This window comes from Acinetobacter oleivorans DR1, from assembly GCF_000196795.1.
Taxonomy (GTDB): domain Bacteria; phylum Pseudomonadota; class Gammaproteobacteria; order Pseudomonadales; family Moraxellaceae; genus Acinetobacter; species Acinetobacter oleivorans.
The window spans coordinates 1,164,048-1,186,008 of record NC_014259.1 but is presented as its reverse complement, the minus strand read 5'-3'; the positions used below and the strand labels follow the sequence as shown (position 1 = coordinate 1,186,008).

Annotated in this window: 15 protein-coding genes; 11 read left to right on the top strand and 4 right to left on the bottom strand. The window is 38.6% G+C overall.

Annotated elements, in window-relative coordinates:
* The first annotated feature begins 87 nt into the window (after window positions 1-87).
* Both AOLE_RS05515 and AOLE_RS05510 read left to right on the top strand, forming a co-directional pair.
* Window positions 88-1,434, top strand: a complete 1,347-nt coding sequence (locus AOLE_RS05515) for an MFS transporter (protein ID WP_013197208.1) — start codon at window positions 88-90, stop codon at window positions 1,432-1,434.
* Between the two features lie 172 nt (window positions 1,435-1,606).
* Window positions 1,607-2,821 (top strand): MFS transporter, encoded by a 1,215-nt coding sequence (locus AOLE_RS05510; RefSeq protein WP_013197207.1) that lies wholly within the window; start codon window positions 1,607-1,609, stop codon window positions 2,819-2,821.
* Window positions 2,822-3,064: 243 nt separating this feature from the next.
* Here AOLE_RS05510 and sthA read toward each other — a convergent pair whose 3' ends face one another.
* Entirely contained in the window at window positions 3,065-4,477 is a 1,413-nt protein-coding gene (gene sthA / locus AOLE_RS05500; RefSeq protein ID WP_004790990.1) for a Si-specific NAD(P)(+) transhydrogenase, read from the bottom strand.
* A 196-nt stretch (window positions 4,478-4,673) separates the two neighbouring features.
* Here sthA and lipA point away from each other — a divergent pair, with 196 nt between their 5' ends.
* The 3 genes from lipA (at window position 4,674) to AOLE_RS05485 (ending at window position 8,921) form a co-directional block, all read left to right on the top strand.
* Window positions 4,674-5,687: a lipoyl synthase gene (gene lipA / locus AOLE_RS05495; RefSeq protein ID WP_013197206.1), complete on the top strand. Its 1,014-nt coding sequence runs from the start codon at window positions 4,674-4,676 to the stop codon at window positions 5,685-5,687.
* A 281-nt stretch (window positions 5,688-5,968) separates the two neighbouring features.
* Window positions 5,969-8,431, top strand: a complete 2,463-nt coding sequence (locus tag AOLE_RS05490) for an acyl-CoA dehydrogenase (protein ID WP_013197205.1) — start codon at window positions 5,969-5,971, stop codon at window positions 8,429-8,431.
* 106 nt (window positions 8,432-8,537) lie between these two features.
* Window positions 8,538-8,921 (top strand): carboxymuconolactone decarboxylase family protein, encoded by a 384-nt coding sequence (locus tag AOLE_RS05485; RefSeq protein WP_000043120.1) that lies wholly within the window; start codon window positions 8,538-8,540, stop codon window positions 8,919-8,921.
* A 38-nt stretch (window positions 8,922-8,959) separates the two neighbouring features.
* On the opposite strand, the gene AOLE_RS05480 is transcribed toward AOLE_RS05485, so the two are convergent.
* Entirely contained in the window at window positions 8,960-9,496 is a 537-nt protein-coding gene (locus AOLE_RS05480; protein WP_013197204.1) for a cysteine peptidase family C39 domain-containing protein, read from the bottom strand.
* 129 nt (window positions 9,497-9,625) lie between these two features.
* Complete coding sequence (locus AOLE_RS05475; RefSeq protein ID WP_013197203.1) at window positions 9,626-10,453, bottom strand: DUF3592 domain-containing protein; 828 nt, start codon at window positions 10,451-10,453, stop codon at window positions 9,626-9,628.
* Window positions 10,454-10,737: 284 nt separating this feature from the next.
* Between AOLE_RS05475 and ahcY the strand changes: the two genes are divergently transcribed.
* The 6 genes from ahcY to AOLE_RS05445 all read left to right on the top strand — a co-directional run bounded on the left by ahcY (window position 10,738) and on the right by AOLE_RS05445 (window position 20,598).
* Window positions 10,738-12,120, top strand: coding sequence for an adenosylhomocysteinase (gene ahcY, locus AOLE_RS05470; RefSeq protein WP_013197202.1), 1,383 nt, complete (start codon window positions 10,738-10,740; stop codon window positions 12,118-12,120).
* A gap of 74 nt (window positions 12,121-12,194) precedes the next feature.
* Window positions 12,195-13,031: a methylenetetrahydrofolate reductase [NAD(P)H] gene (gene metF / locus AOLE_RS05465; protein ID WP_013197201.1), complete on the top strand. Its 837-nt coding sequence runs from the start codon at window positions 12,195-12,197 to the stop codon at window positions 13,029-13,031.
* Window positions 13,032-13,049: 18 nt separating this feature from the next.
* The gene (locus AOLE_RS05460) at window positions 13,050-13,772 is read left to right on the top strand and encodes a 16S rRNA (uracil(1498)-N(3))-methyltransferase (RefSeq protein WP_013197200.1); all 723 of its coding nucleotides are present in this window, start codon (window positions 13,050-13,052) and stop codon (window positions 13,770-13,772) included.
* Window positions 13,773-13,906: 134 nt separating this feature from the next.
* Window positions 13,907-16,759, top strand: a complete 2,853-nt coding sequence (locus AOLE_RS05455) for a putative bifunctional diguanylate cyclase/phosphodiesterase (protein ID WP_013197199.1) — start codon at window positions 13,907-13,909, stop codon at window positions 16,757-16,759.
* A gap of 238 nt (window positions 16,760-16,997) precedes the next feature.
* Window positions 16,998-19,268 (top strand): NADP-dependent malic enzyme, encoded by a 2,271-nt coding sequence (locus tag AOLE_RS05450; protein WP_005307164.1) that lies wholly within the window; start codon window positions 16,998-17,000, stop codon window positions 19,266-19,268.
* Window positions 19,269-19,359: 91 nt separating this feature from the next.
* A complete protein-coding gene (locus AOLE_RS05445) occupies window positions 19,360-20,598 on the top strand; it encodes a multifunctional CCA addition/repair protein (protein ID WP_013197198.1) in 1,239 nt (412 codons plus the stop codon).
* A gap of 44 nt (window positions 20,599-20,642) precedes the next feature.
* Here the strand turns inward: AOLE_RS05445 and AOLE_RS05440 are convergent, their stop codons facing one another.
* Window positions 20,643-21,818, bottom strand: a complete 1,176-nt coding sequence (locus AOLE_RS05440) for a S1C family serine protease (RefSeq protein WP_013197197.1) — start codon at window positions 21,816-21,818, stop codon at window positions 20,643-20,645.
* Window positions 21,819-21,961: the final 143 nt, after the last annotated feature.

Below are 21,961 nucleotides of genomic sequence, written 5' to 3'. Positions count from 1 at the left end.
GGCCAACGATGTCCGCTCTGATCGGTCTGCAGATAGGCAATAAATTGCCATGCAAATTAAATTTCGTTCAGTTCAGAGGGACGGCGTATGTCTTCAAATATCCAATTAGATGCAAAAAAAGCAACTGAAATTAAATTATTCAGTTTTTCAACTCCAGCAATGCGTGCCTTCCATATGACATGGCTCGCTTTCTTTGTATGTTTCTTTGCATGGTTTGCGTGTGCACCATTAATGCCCGTGATTAAAGGTGAGTTTGGCTTAACAAAAGATCAAATTGCTAATATTAATATTGCTGCTGTTGCTATTACTATTTTAGTTCGGCTTATTGTCGGACCACTCTGCGACGAATATGGCCCCCGTATTACGTACACCACTCTCCTATTAGTTGGCAGCATTCCAGTATTTGGTGTAGCTGCTGCCAATAGTTATGAATCTTTTCTATTCTTTCGCTTACTTATTGGTGCGATTGGCGCAAGCTTCGTCATTACTCAATATCATACAAGTGTCATGTTTGCACCTAACGTTGTAGGAACAGCAAATGCGGCAACGGCTGGCTGGGGAAATGCTGGCGGTGGAGCAACACAAGCTTTAATGCCTTTATTGCTCGGTGCAATTGTGATGTTTGGTGTTGAACAAACCATGGGATGGCGCGTGGCATTAATCGTACCTGGCGTAATGATGGTTATTGTTGGCATTCTTTATTGGAAATTAACTCAAGATTGCCCTCAAGGAAACTTTAAAGAAGTTCGCGCGCAAGGTATTGAGGTCGGAAGTGGTAAAAAAGGTGGTACTGCCATTTTAATGCAAGCCGCTCGCAACTATCGTGTCTGGATTTTATTTTTGGCATATGGTGCAAGTTTTGGAATTGAGATTTTTATCCATAACGTTGCAGCAATGTATTATGTCGATCAATTTAAAATGGATTTAAAAACGGCTGGACTAACTGCCGGAATCTTTGGTCTTTTAGCATTATTCGCTCGAGCGCTAGGCGGTATCATTTCCGATAAAGTTGCACTCAAAAAAGGTTTAGATGGCCGCACGAAAGTACTTGTGCTCATGATTTTAGGTGAAGGTTTATTCTTAATCCTCTTCTCGCAAATGAATGCTGTTGCGCTCGCTATTATTTCCATGACTATTTTTGCATTGTTTACGCATATGGCATGTGGAGCAACTTACGCTCTCGTACCCTTTATCGATCGCACTGCATTAGGTGGAGTTGCAGGGATTATTGGTGCGGGTGGCAATGTTGGTGCTGTTGCAGCAGGTTTCTTACTTAAAGGCTTACTCGATGTTCAAACTTGCCTGTTTATTTTAGGCGGTCTGGTTATGGTCGCAGGCTGTAGTGTAATTTTGATTCGCTTCACCACTGAACATAAAGAAAAAGAACAAGTTCTTTTTGAACAAGCATTACTTGAACGTAATTCAACAGCTTAATTTTTATAAGAAGCAGAGATCAAAATGATGTCTGCTTCTTCAAATTTCTTATCATAAAATATTTACATTACTCACTTTTTAATTCTTCTTAAATATTCTTATTATCTATATCGATATTTTTCGATATATCTTTTACAATAAATGACCACATTATTATAATTTTCCATTAACGATGACTAAAACTGCTCACAACTTTTCCCAGCCACTTATCTATATGCTGATTGGTAGTGCCCTTATTTTGGCTCTTTCTTTAGGTGTTAGGCATGGTTTTGGACTTTATTTGGTCCCAATGAGCCATGAGATTGGCTGGGGCCAACATGTTTTTAGTCTTGCAATCGCCATGCAGAACCTGATCTGGGGTGCCGTTCAACCTTTTACTGGCGCAATCGCAGATAAATATGGCAGTAAAATTGTGGTTGCTGTTGGCGGATTACTTTACGCCCTTGGCTTACTGTTAATGGCTTTTAGTTCAAGTGTACTCATTTTGAATTTAAGCCTAGGTCTTATTATTGGTTTAGCTTTATCAGCAACCTCTTTTACAGTTTTACTTAGTGCAGTAGGCCGAGCTGCCCCTCCAGAAAAAAGAAGTATGGCAATGGGAATTGCAAGTGCAGCAGGTTCTTTCGGTCAGTTTATTATGTTGCCATCTACCCTTCTCTTACTCAAGAATGTTGGATGGTCAGCTGCCCTAATGGTTAGTGCGCTGTTAATTGCTCTTATTATTCCCCTTGCATGGATGTTAAAAGGACCAAGCAATCAAACACCAAAAGCAATTGCACAACCTCAGCTTACATTTAAACAAGTACTGAATATAGCCAGAAAACATAAACCCTTTTGGTGGTTAGCCTTAGGCTTTTTAGTCTGTGGATTTCAGGTGGTCTTCTTAGGTGTACATTTACCCGGCTATTTAATCGATCACGGCTTTGATGCAGCTACAGGTACCGTGTTTCTGGCCCTAGTTGGACTATTTAATATTGTGGGGACTTATGGTGCTGGCTGGTTAGGAGATCGCTTCTCAAAACCTAAGTTATTAATGGCGCTTTACGGCAGCCGTGGCATTGCGATCATTGCCTTTTTGTTATTACCTTTAAGCATTTATACGGTATATGCTTTTGGAATTATTATGGGCCTTTTATGGCTCTCAACAGTTCCGCTCACGAACGGTATTGTGGCAAATATGTTTGGTGTTAAATACCTTTCAATGCTGAGCGGCATTGTATTTTTCACCCATCAAGTCGGTTCTTTCTTTGGCGGTTGGCTTGGCGGTGTTAACCATGACTTAACAGGTAATTACAATGCGATTTGGCTATGTTCAATAGCATTGAGTATATTAGGGGTAATCGTACATTTCTTTGTAAATGAGGAGGCTGTTATTCATGACGCATAATGCCTTACTTTTGAAAACAATTATGACTTTTATCCTAGTCACGCTTTTGGTGCTTTCTATAATTTTATGGAAACAAACACCGGATTTATTTGAATATTTTAACCAAGCATTTTGTCCACACTAGTATGATGAAAAGCTGAAATCATATTTTGGATTGTCATAAAAATATAAAAAACCTGTGGTGTAATGAAAATAAAAAAGCCCGCAAATTTGCAGGCTTTTTTATTGAAAACTTATTTAAAATCAAAACAAGCGATTCATACCGTTAAGTGCAGCTACACGATATGCTTCAGCCATTGTTGGATAGTTAAACGTCGTTTCAACAAAATATTTCAAGGTATTGTTTGGGCTGTGCATAACTGCTTGCCCAATGTGGATAATTTCGGCAGCGTTATTACCAAAACAATGAATACCTAAAATTTCCATAGTGTCACGGTGGAAAAGAATTTTTAACTCACCTACTGTATCACCAGTAATTTGTGCACGAGCTAAATGACGGAAAGAAGCTTGACCCACTTCATACGGAATTTTTTCTTCCGTTAATTCCTGTTCATTTTTACCAATTGATGAGATTTCAGGAATGGTATAGATACCAGTTGGGATATCACGTACTGGTTTCGCATCTTCACCACTCATGTTTGCGCCAGCACAGCGCCCTTGGTCATAAGCAGCAGAAGCAAGTGATGGCCAACCAATTACATCACCAGCAGCATAGATGTTTTCAACTTCAGTTTGATATTGATCATTTACTGAAAGCTGGCCGCGGTTGTTTGGAACTAATCCAACGTTCTCAAGACCTAAGCCCTCTGTGTTACCTGAACGGCCGTTACACCAAAGAATGGCATCGGCTTTAATCTTTTTACCACTTTGTAAGTGTAAAACAACATGGTCATCAAACGTTTCAAGATGATCCATTTGTTCGTTGTGACGAATTAACACACCTTGTTCACGTAAGTGATATGACAAAGCATCAGCAATTTCATCATCTAGATAACTTAATAGTTTTTGCTGAGTATTAATCAAGTCAACTTTATGATCTAGACCAATAAAGATTGAGGCATATTCACAGCCAATAACGCCCGCGCCGTAAATAATAATTTTTTGAATTGAATAATCAAGATCAAGAATCTTGTCCGAATCAAACACGCGAGGATGATCAAAGTCGAGACCTTGCGGATGATAAGGACGACTACCTGTCGCAATCACGATTTGCTTACAGATAATTGTCTCTTTAATACCTTCATGGCTAAAAACTAGAACTGTATTTTTATCTTGAATATATGCACGACCGTGGAAGACACCAATCTTGTTACGGTCATAAAAACGTGTATGTGTATCAACCTGTTGTTGAATCACTTTGTGTGCATTACGCAGAACCTGTTTCATGGTGAACTGTTTCCATTCACCTACTTTTTGAAACATTGGATCACGCTGATAGCGAATAATACTAGAAACTGTTTGACGTAATGCTTTACTTGGAATCGTTCCCACGTGTGCACAGTTACCACCAAGTTGATCACGCACATCTACAATTGCAACACGCTTACCAGCTTTTGAAAGCTTCATTGCCGCGCCTTCACCCGCAGGTCCAGAACCGAGAACTACCGCATCGTATTTAACGAAATTCCCACTAACGACCTCTTTTTTACGTGGCATTGAAAGCTCCTTCCTCTCTTGAATGACCATATTTTATAATAGATTATGACTAATATGCGGTGAATTTATGTATTTCTCAACCCTATATTTCTGAATAGCCACATTTATTATATGAATAGTTATTTTCCGCTATTAACTGAAGAACTTCGCTATAATACAATGTCAATGTCTCTATAAACGAGTGGAAAAGTTAGATATGTCAGAACACCGTAAACCTGAACAGGGTGTAAAACTTCGTGGCGCAGAAAAAGTCGCAAGAATTCCTGTAAAAGTTGTACCTACGGTTGAAGTGCCGCGTAAACCTGACTGGATTCGTGTCAAGATGACGGCACCAGAAGAAGTTCAGCGTATTAAAACGACTTTACGTGCTCAAAAACTCCATACCGTTTGTGAAGAAGCCGCTTGTCCTAACCTACCAGAATGTTTTGGTGGTGGTACGGCAACATTCATGATTATGGGCGATATTTGTACACGCCGTTGTCCTTTCTGTGATGTAGCTCATGGTCGTCCAAATGCGCTCGATGCTGACGAACCTCGTCACATGGCAGAGACAATTGCTAATCTTAAGCTCAAATATGCGGTAATTACTTCGGTTGACCGTGATGACTTACTTGACGGCGGTGCACAGCACTTTGTGGACTGTATCAAAGAAGCTCGCGCGCTTAGCCCTACGACATTGCTTGAGATTTTAGTACCAGATTTCCGTGGACGTATGGATATTGCTTTACGCATTATGACTGAATGTCCGCCAGACGTATTTAACCACAACATTGAGACTGTGCCTCGTCTATATAAAGCAATGCGTCCAGGTTCAGACTATCAACACTCTTTAACCTTATTAAAAATGTTTAAAGAATACTGCCCAGATATCCCAACAAAATGTGGTTTGATGGTCGGTATTGGTGAAACTGAAGAAGAAGTTATTGCATTGCTTGATGACTTACGTGCTCACGATGTTGACTATGTGACTATTGGTCAATATTTACAGCCATCTAAACAACATGCGCCAATTGACCGCTTTGTAACGCCAGAAGAGTTTGAACGTTATGCAGAGCATGGCCGCAAACTTGGCTTTAGAAATATTTGGTCTGCACCAATGGTTCGTTCAAGCTATTTTGCTGATCGTCAATACCATGGTGAACCAGTACCAGAAGTTCGTCGTAAAGTAGATCCAGCTAAAAAAATTGCTGTTCAAACCGTCGAAGCTTAATAAATTAAATATCTATAAAAAGCCCTCTAACACAGAGGGCTTTTTATTTGTATAAGAAAATCAATAACATTTCTTGACAAATCGATAAAACAAGCCATTACACTTTCACTGAAAAATATCTTATACCTAAAAGTACGATATATCCCTGCTCTAGCATATACATCAATTGCGACATAAAAAATTAAATTTAAACAGCATTAAAAATGAGCTAGTTAAGCCTTAAATCTCTCCTCGCTTTTTTGTAACTTCTAACTTGAGGGCTTATCTAGCAAGGAGCAAGTATGATTTTCCTACTCTTTGTTTTAAGTATCGTCATTCAGCTTTTTGCAATATGGGCAATTTTCTTTTTTAACCTAAACCGAATCATTGGCAGTGTAATTACGATTGTGGTAGCTATATTTACTGCACTCATATTAACGCCATGGGCTCTCATTTTAGGTATTCCTCTCATTGCTCTTAGTATCATTATTTTATTTGCACCATTACGCTTTAACCTGATTACTAAACCTGCATATAAAACATTAGCAAACTCAATGCCGAGTATCAGTACAACTGAACAAGAGGCCTTAGAAGCAGGTACCAGTTGGTGGGAAAAAGAATTGTTTATGGGGGCACCTGATTGGTCTCAATTTGAAAAGTATCCCTACCCAACGTTGTCAGAAGAAGAACAAAGTTTTATTGATAATGAAGTTGAGCTACTTTGTAGCATGCTCAATGAGTGGGAAATTCATCATCACTTAAAAGATCTTCCACCAGAGGTTTGGCAATTTATTAAAGACAAAGGTTTTTTAGGCCTCATTATTCCAAAATCCTTTGGCGGCAAAGAATTTAGCTCATTTGCGCAAAGTCGTATTATGAGCAAAATTGCTTCACGCTCACTCACCACTGCTGTGAGTTGTATGGTTCCCAATTCGTTGGGACCGGGTGAGCTACTCATGCACTACGGTACTGATGCTCAAAAGCAACAATATTTACCGGGCCTAGCTAAAGGTGAAGAAATCCCATGCTTTGGTTTAACCAGTCCAGAAGCAGGTTCAGACGCTGGTGCCATTCCAGATTCAGGTGTTGTTTGCTACGGCGAATATGAAGGTGCTCAAGTTCTTGGGCTCCGTATGAATTTCTCTAAACGCTGGATTACCCTTGCGCCAATTGCCACAGTCGTAGGTCTTGCATTTAAACTATATGACCCTGAAGGGTTACTCGGCGATAAAAATAAAACAGAGTACGGTATTACCTGTGCCCTCATTCCTGCCAGTCATGCAGGCGTGAAAATAGGAGCACGGCATTTTCCAGGCTCTCCATTTATGAACGGAACCGTAGAAGGAGAAGATGTTTTCATTCCTATTGACTGGATTATTGGTGGGCAAGAAAATGCCGGTAAGGGCTGGCGAATGCTAATGGAGTGCTTAGGTGTTGGTCGTGGTATTTCCCTTCCAGCTTTAGCAACAGCAGCAGGTGAAATGAGCTATTTAACCGTTGGTGCTTTTGCGAAAATTCGTCAACAATTTAATATTTCTGTTGGTAAATTTGAAGGCGTACAAGAAGCGACCAGTGAAATTGCCAGCGATGCCTACATGCTCGAAGCATTCCGTTATTTAGTGACATGTGGCCTAAACCAAGGTGGAACACCTGCGGTAATGACTGCCATGGCAAAATATTATGCAACTGAAACGATGCGTAAAGTCGTTAATCACGGAATGGATATTGCTGGAGGACGTGCAATTCAACTTGGACCACGTAACTTCCTTGCCCTTACCTATCAAGCGATTCCAATTGCAATTACGGTAGAAGGCGCAAATATTTTGACTCGTTCATTGATGATTTTTGGTCAAGGTTCAATGCGCTGTCACCCTTATCTTTTTGAAGAATTGCAACTTCTTCAATCTGAAGATAAAGCTAATGCAGTTCAAAAATTCGATGATTTATTATTTAAACATTTAGCCTATACCTTTAACCGGGGGGCAAAATCATTTGCTTATGGTTGGACAGGTGGCTCAAACGATGCCCCTCAATCAGTAGATCAATTTACTGCCAGTTACTATAAGACGATTAACCGTTTTAGTGCCAACTTTGCACTTGTTTCGGATATGTCACTTGGTTTACTTGCAGGAGACTTAAAACGCAAAGAAATGTTATCAGGACGCTTGGCAGATATTCACGCGCACCTCTTTATTTCTACTGCGATTTTAAAATTTTATGAAGCTGGCCAAAAAACTGAAGCTGAACAACTTCACGCTAAATTAGCTCTACAAAAAGCTTTCTTAAATATTCAGGAAGCATTTTGGGGATTATTTGAAAACTTCCCAGCTAAACTTCCAGCAACATTTGTAAAATGGATCTGTTTCCCTCTTGGCCGTGTCATTTCAAAACCTGACGATGAGTTAAAACAGCAAGTCGCTGAACTTATGATGCAAGAGCATCCTTTTAGAGAACAGCTTAAACATCACGTATTTTATTCAACTAAAGCCGATGATGTGACTGGACGTTTAGAACATACATTCCAAATTCTACGAACCCTTGAACCACTTTGGGATAAGTTTAAAAAAGCTGAATCTAAAGGCAAATTTACAGGACTTACTTTCGAAGAAAATATTGCACAAGCGATAAAAGAAGGTTTTATTACTGAAAGTGAAGCTCAACAATTATTGCAATACAACGCAATTCGATTCGATAGCATGCTTACAGATGTATTTGATAAAGATTTAAATAAAGACCTGCCTTTATCGAACCCTCATCAAATTTAGTGACTGATGCCTCCACTAATTCACTATTGCAATCACACTTGATTCGCATTAATTAATAAACAGCCATAAAAGCGTCAATCGACGCTTTTATTTTTAGGAGAAATTAATGTCTAAGCAAGATTACGAAAATGGATTAAAAGTTCGCACAGAAGTGATGGGAGAAGCTTTTGTAAAACGCGCCCAAGAAAACACCGTACCCTTTACTCAGCCTTTACAAGACTGGATTAACGAGCATGCATGGGGATCGACTTGGCAGCGTGAAGGCGTATTACCACGTAAATATCGTTCATTAATTACTTTGGCAATGTTAACTGCACTTAAGTCACCCACAGAACTCAAAGGCCATGTTCGTGGTGCACTTAACAATGGCTGTACAGTTGAAGAGATTCAAGAAACTTTATTGCACAGCCTTCCATATTGTGGCGCGCCTGCTACACAAGAAGCTTTTCGTGCTGCTTTAGAAGTGATTCAAGAATATCAACAAAAATAATTTCAATATGAGCCAGAACTCTACTGGCTCTTTTTAATCTAATTCAATTTAGTCGGATGTATCTGAAAATTACGGTCATCAATCACGATAGCTTGACGACAAATCCCTTCAACTTGACGTTGCTTTTCAAAAACTGCTGCTGACATCGGTTCAAAGCTATCAAAGAAACAGATATTTTTTTCATCTATTGAATACACAAGTGACTGGTTCCCCACTCCAGCTAGAGTATCGTAATAGACAATCACCATTTTGCCATTTTGAATTTCAGCTTGAATATCCTGATAACTTAACGCAGGTCCTGTCGGTATTTTCAATACCTTTGCTTCTTTATAACTCATTCGTTCACTTGGGCTAATATTAGGATCTTCATCTGAATGAAATGACACTTCAAATCCTAGTTTCTTTACTGCAACAGCTAAGGCAATAGTATAGGTGCCCCCTTCGTCGTGTCGGCAAACTTTAATCAACTCAGCAACATCAATTTGTACTCCATGATGTTGAAGCACCATCCAAACCGCAAAAACACCACAGTTTGCTTCTAGATTCTGCAAAGAATCAGGAATCTCTAAAGTCATAGATTCACTCTCAAGATGATATGAGGCGGATGATATATAAATCTATCTCTAAAATTAAGATTAATTAGCAAAGCTTCAATTTATAAAGCTTTGTGCAACAAAGTCGTTTGCATTTAATTTCTTAAATCGTCATGGTGCATTTTTGATATACAAAAATAAAATCCAGCTTACAAACAATACCGCCCACCCTCCTATAAAGAAGATGGCTATAAACAAATACCTTTTCGGCTTTGACCATACTTGAATTTTATTTTTTGGATTGATGACTTTCTTTATAATTAAGCCCAAAATCGCCAATAAGATAAAGATAGATACTAACTGTATACCCCATAAAATCTTTGCAAGCCATGAACCCCGTATATCAAGCCATTGTTGCGAATAAAAGAATATGGATTCTTGCGGTTTAGCTGGATTGACTAATACCACAGCCTGACCATTTAAAAATTGATGTTTCAATTTAGATTCAGAGAGCTGGCGTAGTTCTGGGGGTTCATCTGTCAATAACATTGAATATTGGCGTACTAAATCACTCTGCTCCGCTGAATAATGTTGCCCCTGATATTCATATTGATAAATCACACGCACATAGGCATAACTGACACTTCTCGAACGCCTATAAACATCTGATTTTGAATCGACCAGCTGAACCTGATAAGTAGGCTGCCAATGCGGATGCGTCCATTCAAATTCTTTTAATTGTAATTTAGGAGAAGCTCCCCAAACGATTTGCAAAAGCACATAACAAGTAAAGATTGAAATAATATGAAATAAAATCCGATGGCTTGAAATATATTTTCTAAGAATGAACAAATAAATAGTGAAATGAAATCCGATGGCATAGATCACGATGCGTAGATTTTCCCCATAGAAAAACATCAAAAAAAGCCCGAAAACTGCTGCAAGAACACCCAATATAACGACTATATTTTCTTTTAAAGAATCCAACTTTTCATTCATCCACTTATTTCACATCTTTATTTTTATCGCCAATCAAGTTTAAGACATCACCGTGCCGCTGAATACGGTTGATACGTTTTTATACAATCTACATTGGAACAAAACTAAAATGTGAGTACAATACTCCGCAGTCGAGGGATGCTGCGACTTTTTCACAGGTACATAAATGTGAAATCGCTAGGCTCGACGATTCGGTTAGACCGGCCTTCAAGAATAAGCCTCTAATCAACAACGGCATCCGCGAACATAATGATCAATTTTTATTTTTAATTAAGGAGATCGTAATGAACGCGGTTAATGCTTCATTTACAGATTATAAAGTTGCTGACATCTCTCTTGCTGACTACGGTCGTAAAGAAATCAAACTTGCTGAAGCAGAAATGCCAGCTCTAATTGGTTTACGTAAACGTTATGCAGCGTCCAAACCACTTGCTGGTGCAAAAATCCTTGGTTGTATTCACATGACCATTCAAACAGCGGTTCTTATTGAAACGCTTGTTGAATTAGGTGCTGAAGTTCGTTGGACTTCATGTAACATTTTCTCGACTCAAGACCATGCTGCTGCTGCAATAGCTGCTCGCGGTATTCCTGTTTTTGCTTGGAAAGGCGAAACTGAAGAAGAATATGTATGGTGCCTTGAACAACAAGTGAATGTTAATGGTCAACCTTGGGATGCCAACATGATTTTGGACGATGGCGGTGACTTAACTGCTCTTGTTCATGAAAAATACCCTGCTCTTTTAGAACGCATTCACGGTATTACTGAAGAAACGACTACAGGTGTTCAACGTCTTATCGAAATGTGGAAAGACGGTTCTTTGAAAGTACCTGCAATTAACGTAAATGACTCAGTTACTAAATCTAAAAATGACAACAAATATGGTTGCCGTCACTCATTAAATGATGCAATCAAACGTGCAACTGACATGCTTTTATCTGGTCGTCGTGCGCTTGTGATCGGTTACGGTGACGTTGGTAAAGGTTCTGCTCAATCTTTACGTCAAGAAGGCATGATTGTTCGTGTAACTGAAGTTGATCCAATTTGTGCAATGCAAGCATGTATGGACGGCTACGAAGTTGTATCTCCATACAAAAACGGCGTACAAACAGGTAAAAAAGAAGATATTAACCAAGACTTACTTGGCAACACTGACCTTGTTGTAACGACTACTGGTAACTACCACGTATGTGATGCTGCAATGTTAGATAGCTTAAAAGCTGGTGCAGTTGTATGTAACATCGGTCACTTCGACACAGAAATCGACACAGCTTATTTACGTGGTTACAAGTGGGTTGAAGTGAAGCCACAAGTTCATCAAGTTTATCGTTCAGAAGACGAAAACAACTACCTCATTCTTCTTTCTGAAGGTCGTCTTGTAAACCTAGGTAATGCAACTGGTCACCCATCACGCGTGATGGATGGTTCTTTTGCTAACCAAGTGTTAGGTCAAATTCACTTATTCCAAGAGAAATTTGCTGACCTTCCTGCAAACGAAAAAGCTGCAAAAATTCGTGTAGAAGTTCTTCCTAAGAAACTTGACGAAGAAGTTGCTGCGGCAATGGTTGCAGGTTTTGGTGGTGTACTTACTCAATTAACTCAAGAGCAAGCTGGCTATTTAGGTGTTGCTGTTGAGGGACCATTCAAGTCTGACGCTTACAAATACTAAGAACTTAAGGGCAGACGGTGAACCGACTGCCCTTTTTTCTAAAAATATTGTTTCGCTGTTTACAAGGATTTGACATGACTAAACGTATACCCATTTCTTTTGAGTTTTTCCCACCGAAAACTGATGCCGGTGCTGAAAAACTTCGTATTGTTCATCAAGAATTACAACTATTAAATCCAGATTTCTTCTCGATTACCTATGGTGCTGGTGGTTCTACTCGCGAACGTACTCTTGCTGCTATTGACGATTTCAATGGTAAAGGTACACCAGTTGCACCTCACCTTTCATGCATTGGTGATGATAAAACGCGTATTGCTGAGTTACTAGATTTATATAAAGCTCAAGGCATTAACCGTATTGTCGCTTTACGCGGTGACTTACCTTCTGGTCAAGTCGGGCTTGGCGAACTTCCTTATGCTCAAGATTTAGTACGTTTTATTCGTGAGCACTCAGGTGATCATTTTCATATTGAAGTTGCAGCTTATCCTGAAATGCACCCTCAAGCTGAAAACCTTGATTCAGATATCCAACGTTTTATTGAAAAAGTACAAGCTGGCGCTAATGCAGGAATTACACAATTCTTCTTTAATCCAGACTCATACTTTTATTTTATTGAACGTTTGGAAAAAGCTGGAGTTAATATTCCTGTTGCTCCTGGCATCATGCCGATTACCAATGCCAGCAATTTAATTCGCTTTGCTGATGGTACTGGCGCAGAGATTCCTCGTTGGATCCGTAAACAATTACAAGCCTATGGCGATGACAGCGAGAGTATTAAAGCTTTTGGTCATGAAGTTGTTGTGAAGCTATGTGAACGCCTGATCGCAGGTGGTGCACCAAGCTTACATTTCTATTCAATGAATCAAGTCGAACCTACTCGTCAACTCGTTGTTGATCTTGGTTTAAATTAATTTTGTAAGGCGTACCCAATGAATCGTTTTTTTATCGAAACTGAACTTACAGTTGGTTCAACTATTCAACTAACTGAATCAGTATTTCATCATTGGGTGCGTGTCTTACGTGCACAATTACAAGAACAAGCGACTCTCTTTAATGGCCAAGGTGGCGAATATCTCGCGACATTAAGCGAAATTAATAAAAAAAATGCGTTTGTCACACTTGAGAATTTTAACCCTAATAACCGTAATGCCCCATTTAAAGCAGTTCTTGGTCAGGTCATGAGTAAAGGTGACCGAATGGATTATGCCATTCAGAAAGCCACTGAACTTGGCGTAAGCAAGATTCAGCTTTTAACCAGTGACCGCTGTGAAATGCGTTTAAAATATGACCGAGATCAAAAAAAATTAGATCACTGGCAAGCTGTTGCAATTGCAGCCTGTGAGCAATGTGGCTTGAACTTAGTCCCAGAAGTATTAGCCCCTATCTCTCTTAATGAATGGTTAAGTTCTTCAGAACTTCCTCAATCTAAATTTGTTTTAGCGCCAGAAAAAGAACAAAAAGATGTATTAGCAGGCATCCAACCTGAACTTGCTTTGTTAATTGGACCAGAAGGCGGTTTAAGCGAGAATGAAATTACTCAAGCCAATCAAGCTGGTTTTATGAACTGGTGCATTGGTGACCGTGTTTTACGTACAGAAACTGCACCAGTCGTCGCCTTATCTATTTTAAATTATCGGTTTTTATCCACCTAAGTTCATTGAACATTGATTAAATCGCTATTTAAAGTTAATTTACTTTTATTGTATGAATAAAATTTCAAATTCTTTATCACTGATAAATCAGATTCTTTCTGTATATATGTAAAAAAATAGGATAGAAAAATCTTATGTCTGGGCTTCAGGAAGAATATTTACAGCATCAAACAAAAATTGAGCAGCTAAAACTTTCAATTCAATATATACGCTGGTATTTAGTTAGCTTAATACTGCTATGTCTCATCTCATACGCTATTTTTTCTTATTATTTTTTATCTTCAATAACAATATTTAACTGGTCTATGGGCCTCACTGTTGCCTCTCTTACCTGCCTATTATTTGTTCCAAATATTTTAACGCACTATCGTACTATTAACTTTATTAAAAAAGCTGATCTTATCTTACAAAGCATTTGTTTTATTTCAGGAGTTTTATTAGGGGCATCGGTTACGGTTATTCACTTTTATCTTCCTCAAGAGCTTGTCACCCTACCAGATGCTCATATTTTAATTGCTTTGTTTATCACTTCTGCCCATATCATTGGACTGACTTTTTTAACGCAACAACCTCGATACTTTTATCTCTTATTTATTCCCAGTACATTACCCCTATTAATTGCACAATTTACACATACACCCATTACTCAGCTGCCTTTTTATTTCGCCTATAACATCGCTTTCATAGCTACCATACTCTGTGCTTACGCAACTCAACGTAACTATCAAAAAATTTCTCAACTATTATTTAGAAATAAACAGCTCATTCAAATTTCAGAACAACATACCCAATGGGCTGAAGAGTTATGTGTACAACTTCAACAAGAAGTGAATAAATCGAAAGATATTGAAGCCCAGCTTCAATTTAATAACCATTTACTAGAACAAAAAGTACGTGAACGCACATACGATCTCACTAAAATGAATGAGCAACTCGAAAGCCACCACTACAATTTAGCTTTTGCAAATGAAACGGCAGGCATTCGACCTTGGGACTGGGATATTGAAAATCAAAAATTAGAAATTACCTTTTTCGATCAACAAAAGCTGACTCAAACGACCGTTATTCATCTCAATACTATTTTAGACCGCGTACATCCAAGCGATAAGAAACTGTTTAACGAGCGTTTAAAACAACATCTGGAAGGAATTACAGATCATTTTAATATCAATTTTAGGATTTTACGTCGAGATGGTTCATGGCGATGGATTCATGATGTAGGTCGTGTCATTACCAGAGATCCCAAAACACAAAAAGCGCTTCGAATGGTTGGGATGACTCGAGATATACATCAAGAGAAAAAAGATCAAGAACACTTAAGACTATCGGCAATTGTGCTTGAACAAGCAGCCGAAGGCATCTTCATTTTAGACGAACACCTAAACTATATTGATATTAACCCTTACTACGAAAAATTAACCGGATTTTCTAAATCGGAACTTCTAAATAAAGAATTATTTAGCATTGCGATTAATCAAAAAGAATTACAACAACAATTTCACACTTCAATTACCCAACAGCTCCTCGAAACTGGGGAATATATGGGTCAATTCGATGAAAAGTTTAGTTCTGGCAAAAGCGTCTATTTGTGGTTACACATCAATGTGGTCAAAGATGAGTTCCATCAAATTACAAATTATATTGGATTTGCACGTGACCTCACTGAGCAAAAACGTCAGGAACAACATCTCTCCTATTTAAAAAATTACGATAGTCTCACCCACTTGCCTAATCGTCTTTACTATTACAATCAATTACATCAATATCTTGTAAACCCTTCATATAACATTAAAAATTTAGCACTGATACGAGTAAATATTGACCGTTTCCGCGCTTTTAATGAATTTTTAAATAATGATAGTGGTGATGAGCTCCTTAAACAGTTCGCACAACGATTACGCTTAATCAATATTAATGCAATTTTAGTTGCCTATTTAAATAGTGACGATTTTGCAATTATTTATGAAATCTCTCCAATTCATCCAAATATTGAGCAATATTGCCAAAACATCCTGCAAGCGCTCAACGCACCTTTTTATATTGATAATCACGAATATTTTATTACAGCATCTATCGGTGTGGCATGCTTTCCTGAGCATGGCCGACAAATTGACCATCTTAATAACCATGCAGAACAAGCACTTTCAGAAGCAAAGCGCTTAGGGGGCAACACCATTTCTTACTATTGCAATAAAGCAGAACATCCATATAAAACTGCTGATTTAGAACAAGAGTTACGTAAAGCCATTCAAAATGATGAATTTGTCATTTATTACCAACCCAAAATTAATCTACTAGATCAATCTATTATAGGTTTTGAAGCATTAATACGTTGGCAACACCCTGAAAAAGGATTAGTCATGCCAAATATGTTTATACCTTTTGCTGAGCGTAGTAGCCTGATTTCAGATATTGGTAAAGTCGTTTTAGATAAAGTTGGAAAACAATTACAAGAATGGAAAAACGCAGGCTACACAAACGTTCAAGTCTCTGTAAATATTGTCGCTCAGCAAATACATCGTGGCTTATTACTTAATGATCTAGATGAAGTTTTGCAAAAATATAATATACAAGGTTCTGATCTTGAACTTGAAATTACTGAGTCGGCTTTATTAGACAATACAGATAACGTCAAAACGCTATTACATGCGATAAAACAACGAGATATTTCAATTGCTTTAGATGACTTCGGTACAGGTTACTCCTCTTTGGCTTACCTAACTGAATATCCAATTGATGTACTAAAAATTGACCGTGCTTTCATTTCTAAAATTGGTGATCACAAACAAGAAGCGATTGTAAATGCCATGATTGCAATGGGTAAAAGTATGGGTCTTAAATTGGTTGCCGAAGGTGTAGAAACAGAAGAACAAGTTGCCTATCTGCAAAAACAGCAATGTGATTTTTTACAAGGCTATTTCTTTAGCCGCCCTATCCCAGCTGAGCAGATTATTCCTTATCTACAAACAGATTCGCATATTTATTAATTCTTCCAACTCTCTATTTTTACATATGCTGCTTTTTCCAAAAATGAGCGTTTTTGACTGTGAGAAATAAAGAAGTAGTGTTATATTCTTTAGCATTTAGCTCACTACAGGGCTATTGGCAATTCGTCTACTATTCTCTTAATTGGTAAAAATTAAAGCATAGTAAAAGAACTGAGTTGCCTTCTCCCTGAATGAGTGATTTGACTAGTTTGCTTTTTTGTATCAAATAGAGACTCAGATGGACGATCAATCTTTAAAACAGGCCGCTTTAAATTACCATGAATATCCAAACCCAGGGAAAATCAGCGTTACCCCAAGTAAGCAACTTGTCAACCAACGAGATTTGGCTTTAGCCTACTCACCCGGAGTTGCTGCGCCATGTTTAGAGATTGAACGTGATCCTTCAACTGCTGCTAAATATACAGCTCGCGGAAACTTGGTTGCTGTAGTAACTAACGGTACAGCTGTTCTTGGTTTAGGTAATATTGGCCCATTGGCTTCTAAACCTGTAATGGAAGGTAAAGGCGTTCTCTTCAAAAAGTTTGCTGGTGTAGATGTATTTGACATCGAAATTGCAGAAAACGATCCAGATAAAATTGTAGATATCGTTGCCTCTCTTGAGCCAACCTTTGGTGGTATCAACCTCGAAGATATTAAAGCGCCTGAATGTTTCTATATTGAAAAGAAACTTCGTGAACGTATGAAGATTCCTGTATTCCATGACGATCAACATGGTACAAGTATTATTGTAGGTTCTGCTTTGCTCAATGCATTGCAACTTGTAAATAAGAAAATTGAAGAAATCAAAATTGTAGCTTCAGGTGCAGGTGCAGCAGCACTTTCATGTTTAGACTTGCTTTGTGCGCTTGGTGCTAAAAAAGAAAATATCATTGTTGCCGACTCTCGTGGTCTATTAACCACTTCACGTGAAGGCTTAGACGAATCTAAAAAACGTTATGTTCAAGATATTTCAGCATCTCAGCTTCATGAAGTAATGGCTGGCGCTGATATGTTCTTGGGTCTTTCTGCTGCTGGTATTCTCACCAAAGAAATGGTGAAACAGATGGCTGAGAACCCTATTATTTTTGCTTTAGCAAACCCAGATCCAGAAATTTTACCTGAACATGCACATGAAGTACGTTCTGACGTCATTATGGCAACTGGTCGTTCTGACTATCCAAACCAAGTAAATAACGCATTATGTTTCCCATACATTTTCCGTGGTGCACTTGACGTTGGCGCAACTACAATTAATGAAGACATGAAAATTGCATGTGTACATGCAATTGCACGTATGGCTCATGTTGAAGCTGATGCTGCAACATATGGTGAAAAATCTGCTTCATTTGGCCGTGACTATTTAATTCCACGCCCTCTTGATCAACGTTTAATTTTAGAAATTGCACCAGCAGTTGCTAAAGCTGCAATGGACTCAGGTGTAGCAACTCGTCCTATCGAAGATTTCGCTGTATATCGTCAAAAATTGTCTGAGTTTGTATATAACTCTGCATTCTTGATGAAACCAATTTTTGCTCAAGCAAAAGCTGATCCAAAGCGTATTGCATATGCAGAAGGTGAAGACGAGCGCGTATTACGTGCAGTACAAATTGCTGTTGATGAAGATTTAGCTAAACCAATTTTAGTAGGTCGTACTGCTGTAATTGAAGCGAATATCAAAAAATTAGGCCTACGTTTACAACATGGCGTAAATATTGAGATTGTTGATCAAGAACAAAACCCGATGTATGAAGAGTTTTGGAAAGATTACTATCAAACAATGCAACGCAAAGGCATCACAGTTGAATATGCTCAACGTGAAGCTCGCCGCCGTTCAACGTTAATCGCATCTCTACTGGTTAAATTCGGTAAAGCAGACGGTATGTTATGTGGTACTTACAGTAGCTATAACATTCACCTTGACTTTGTACGCAATGTTATCGGTCTTAAAGAAGGCATGAACAACTTCTTCACGTTAAATGCATTAATGCTTGAAGATCGTAATTTGTTCATTGCAGATACCTATGTAAACACTAACCCGACTGCTGAACAACTTGCTGAAATGACTATTTTGGCAGCTGAAGAAGTACGTCGTTTTGGTATTACTCCACGTGTAGCACTTCTTTCTCATTCAAGTTTTGGTAGTGACCAAACTGATTCAAGTGCTCAAAAAATGCGTGAAGTTTATCGTATTTTATCTGAGCAAGCTCCTGAGCTTGAAGTTGAAGGTGAAATGCATGGTGATGCAGCATTAGACGAAAGCATTCGTCAATTTGCATTCCCTGGTTCGCGTTTTAAAGGTTCTGCAAACTTGCTCATTATGCCAAACCTAGATGCAGCAAATATTTCATTTAACTTGTTGAAAGCGACTTCTGGTAACAACGTTACTATTGGTCCAATTTTGCTTGGCGCAGCAAAACCTGTTCATATTTTGACACCGACAGCAACTACTCGTCGTCTTATCAATATGACTGCTTTAACTGTTGCGGAAATCCAACAACAAGAAAAGTAATTTAGAAAGAGCTTTTTACGAAAAGCATCTCTAATGACTTGAGAAAACCTCTATTCTGTAGCATGATTGCTTGAAGAATAGAGGTTTTTTCATGCAAGTGTATTTAGTAGGTGGTGCCGTCCGAGATTCTCTACTTGGGCATCCCTATCAAGAAAAAGACTATGTTGTGGTCGGAGCAACACCTGAACATATGCTCGCCCAAGGTTTTCAACCTGTAGGCAAAGATTTTCCTGTGTTTCTTCATCCTGAAACGAAAGAAGAATACGCACTTGCACGTACTGAGCGAAAGTCCGGTAAGGGTTATCACGGTTTTCAGTTTTTTACTGATACCACAGTAAGTTTAGAAGAAGATTTAATTCGCCGTGATTTAACCATCAATGCCATAGCAATGGATCAAGATGGCAAATTATATGACCCCTATGGCGGTCAAACTGATTTAGAAAATAAAACCTTACGACATGTTTCAGACGCTTTTGCTGAAGATCCTTTACGTGTTTTACGTGTCGCACGCTTTGCAGCTCGATATTCTGCATATGGTTTTCATATTGCACCTGAAACCTTACAACTCATGCAAACGATGGCTGAATCAGGTGAACTTGATGCATTAACACCAGAACGTGTGTGGAAAGAAACTTCACGTGCACTCCTAGAAGATCATGCAGATATTTATTTTCAGACATTACGCGATTGCAGTGCGTTAAAACATCTTTTCCCTGAAATTGACGCATTGTTTGGTGTACCACAACGTCCTGAATATCATCCTGAAGTAGACTGCGGCATACATACTCTCATGTCTTTGCAACAAGCATGTAAGTCAAACTACTCGCTTGATGTTCGATTTGCTGTTTTAGTACATGATTTGGGTAAAGCATTAACGCCAGTTAACGAACTTCCTCGCCATATCATGCATGAAGAACGTGGCGTGAAACCCGTTACTGAGCTATGCGAACGTTTAAAAGTTCCGACTCAAACTCGACAGTTGGCATTATCGGTGTGCAAAGAGCATTTAAAATGTCATCAGATTATGTCTTTAAAACCAGGAACGGTATGGCGTCTATTACAACGCCTTGATGTATTACGCCGACCTGAGAGAGTAGAAGCTTTTGTACAGGCATGTGAGTGCGATGCTAGAGGTCGACTAGGTCTAGAAGATCGCCCTTATCCTCAAGCTCAATATATGTTAGATGCAATGCAAGTGGTTCGCTCTATTAAAGTTCAGGATTTACCTGAAAACATTAAGGGTGCTGAAATTGGCGAAATGTTAATTCAATATCGCATTGATGCTTTAACTGAGTTCAAACATCAACATCAGACACCGACACATTCTTAATTTAAGCTAATAAAAAAAGCCTCATTACGAGGCTTTTTTTTATTTTACTGTTTAGGTAACGGTATATATTGAGATTGACTATTTTGGTTTTTTCTTTCGCCAACTGTTACTACAAAGTTTTCTTGCTTCCCAGCTCGCTCAACCACTACATTAATTTCGCTATTAGGCGCTTGTAATGCAACGTAATTAATCAAATGAGATGCCGATGTGATTGGTTCATTATTTACTTGAACAATCTTATCGCCAACTTTTATACCTGCTGAAGCCGCTGGACCACTTTTTAATACATCAGCAACAACTACACCAATTTGCTGTTTTGGTGCCAAGACATCGTCTTGTGTAGGTGGTACTAAACTAATGCCTAACCATCCACGAACTACACGACCATCTTTCAAAATCGAGTTTAATACTTGTTGGCAAATTTTAGCTGGAATTGCGAAGCCAATACCTAAAGAACCACCTGATTGAGAGAAAATAGCTGTGTTTACCCCAATTAAATTACCAGCAACATCAATTAATGCACCACCTGAGTTACCTGGATTAATTGCGGCGTCGGTTTGAATAAAGTCTTCATAGGTATTAATGCCTAAATCAGAGCGCTCAGTGGCAGAAATAATACCTTGAGTTACCGTTTGCCCTACACCAAATGGGTTACCAATCGCCAAGACAACATCACCCACTTCATTACCACTTAACTTAAATGGCAACACAGGTAATTTATCTAAATCGATTTTAATGACTGCTAAATCTGTATCTGGATCCGTTCCAACAATCGTTGCTTCCGCACGACGTCCGTCACGTAATGCCACTACAATTTGATCAGCTTGAGCAATCACATGATTATTGGTAAGAATATAACCATCAGCACGTACAATAACCCCAGAGCCTAAACTATTTTCATTTTGCTGTTGTTGTTCAGGAACCTGATTTCCAAAAAATTCGCGGAATACTGGATCGCTTAACAATGGATGATTTTGTTTAACTTTTTGGGTCGTAAAAATATTAACAACTGCCGGCGCTGCAACTTTTACCGCAGCACTATAAGACACCACCCCGCCCGTTCGTGAAGTATCAACCAATGGCTCAACTTTCTCGGCAGGCATTTGTACCCCATCAACTGCAACAGTTGGTTTCGGTTGATGGTATTTTTGCCATGCAATAAAACTGGCAATTACAATAATAAGTAACACCCAAGGTAACCATGTAAAGGTGCGGCGCACGTTTATATCCTCTACGAAAAGAAGTTTTTAATTAAATTAATATATTGAACAAAAAGAGTTTTCAGTTAAGCATTTTAAATTAAATATGTCGATATACACAAAAAACTCAAAAAAGATTTGTCTAGCTTTAGTTACACAACAAA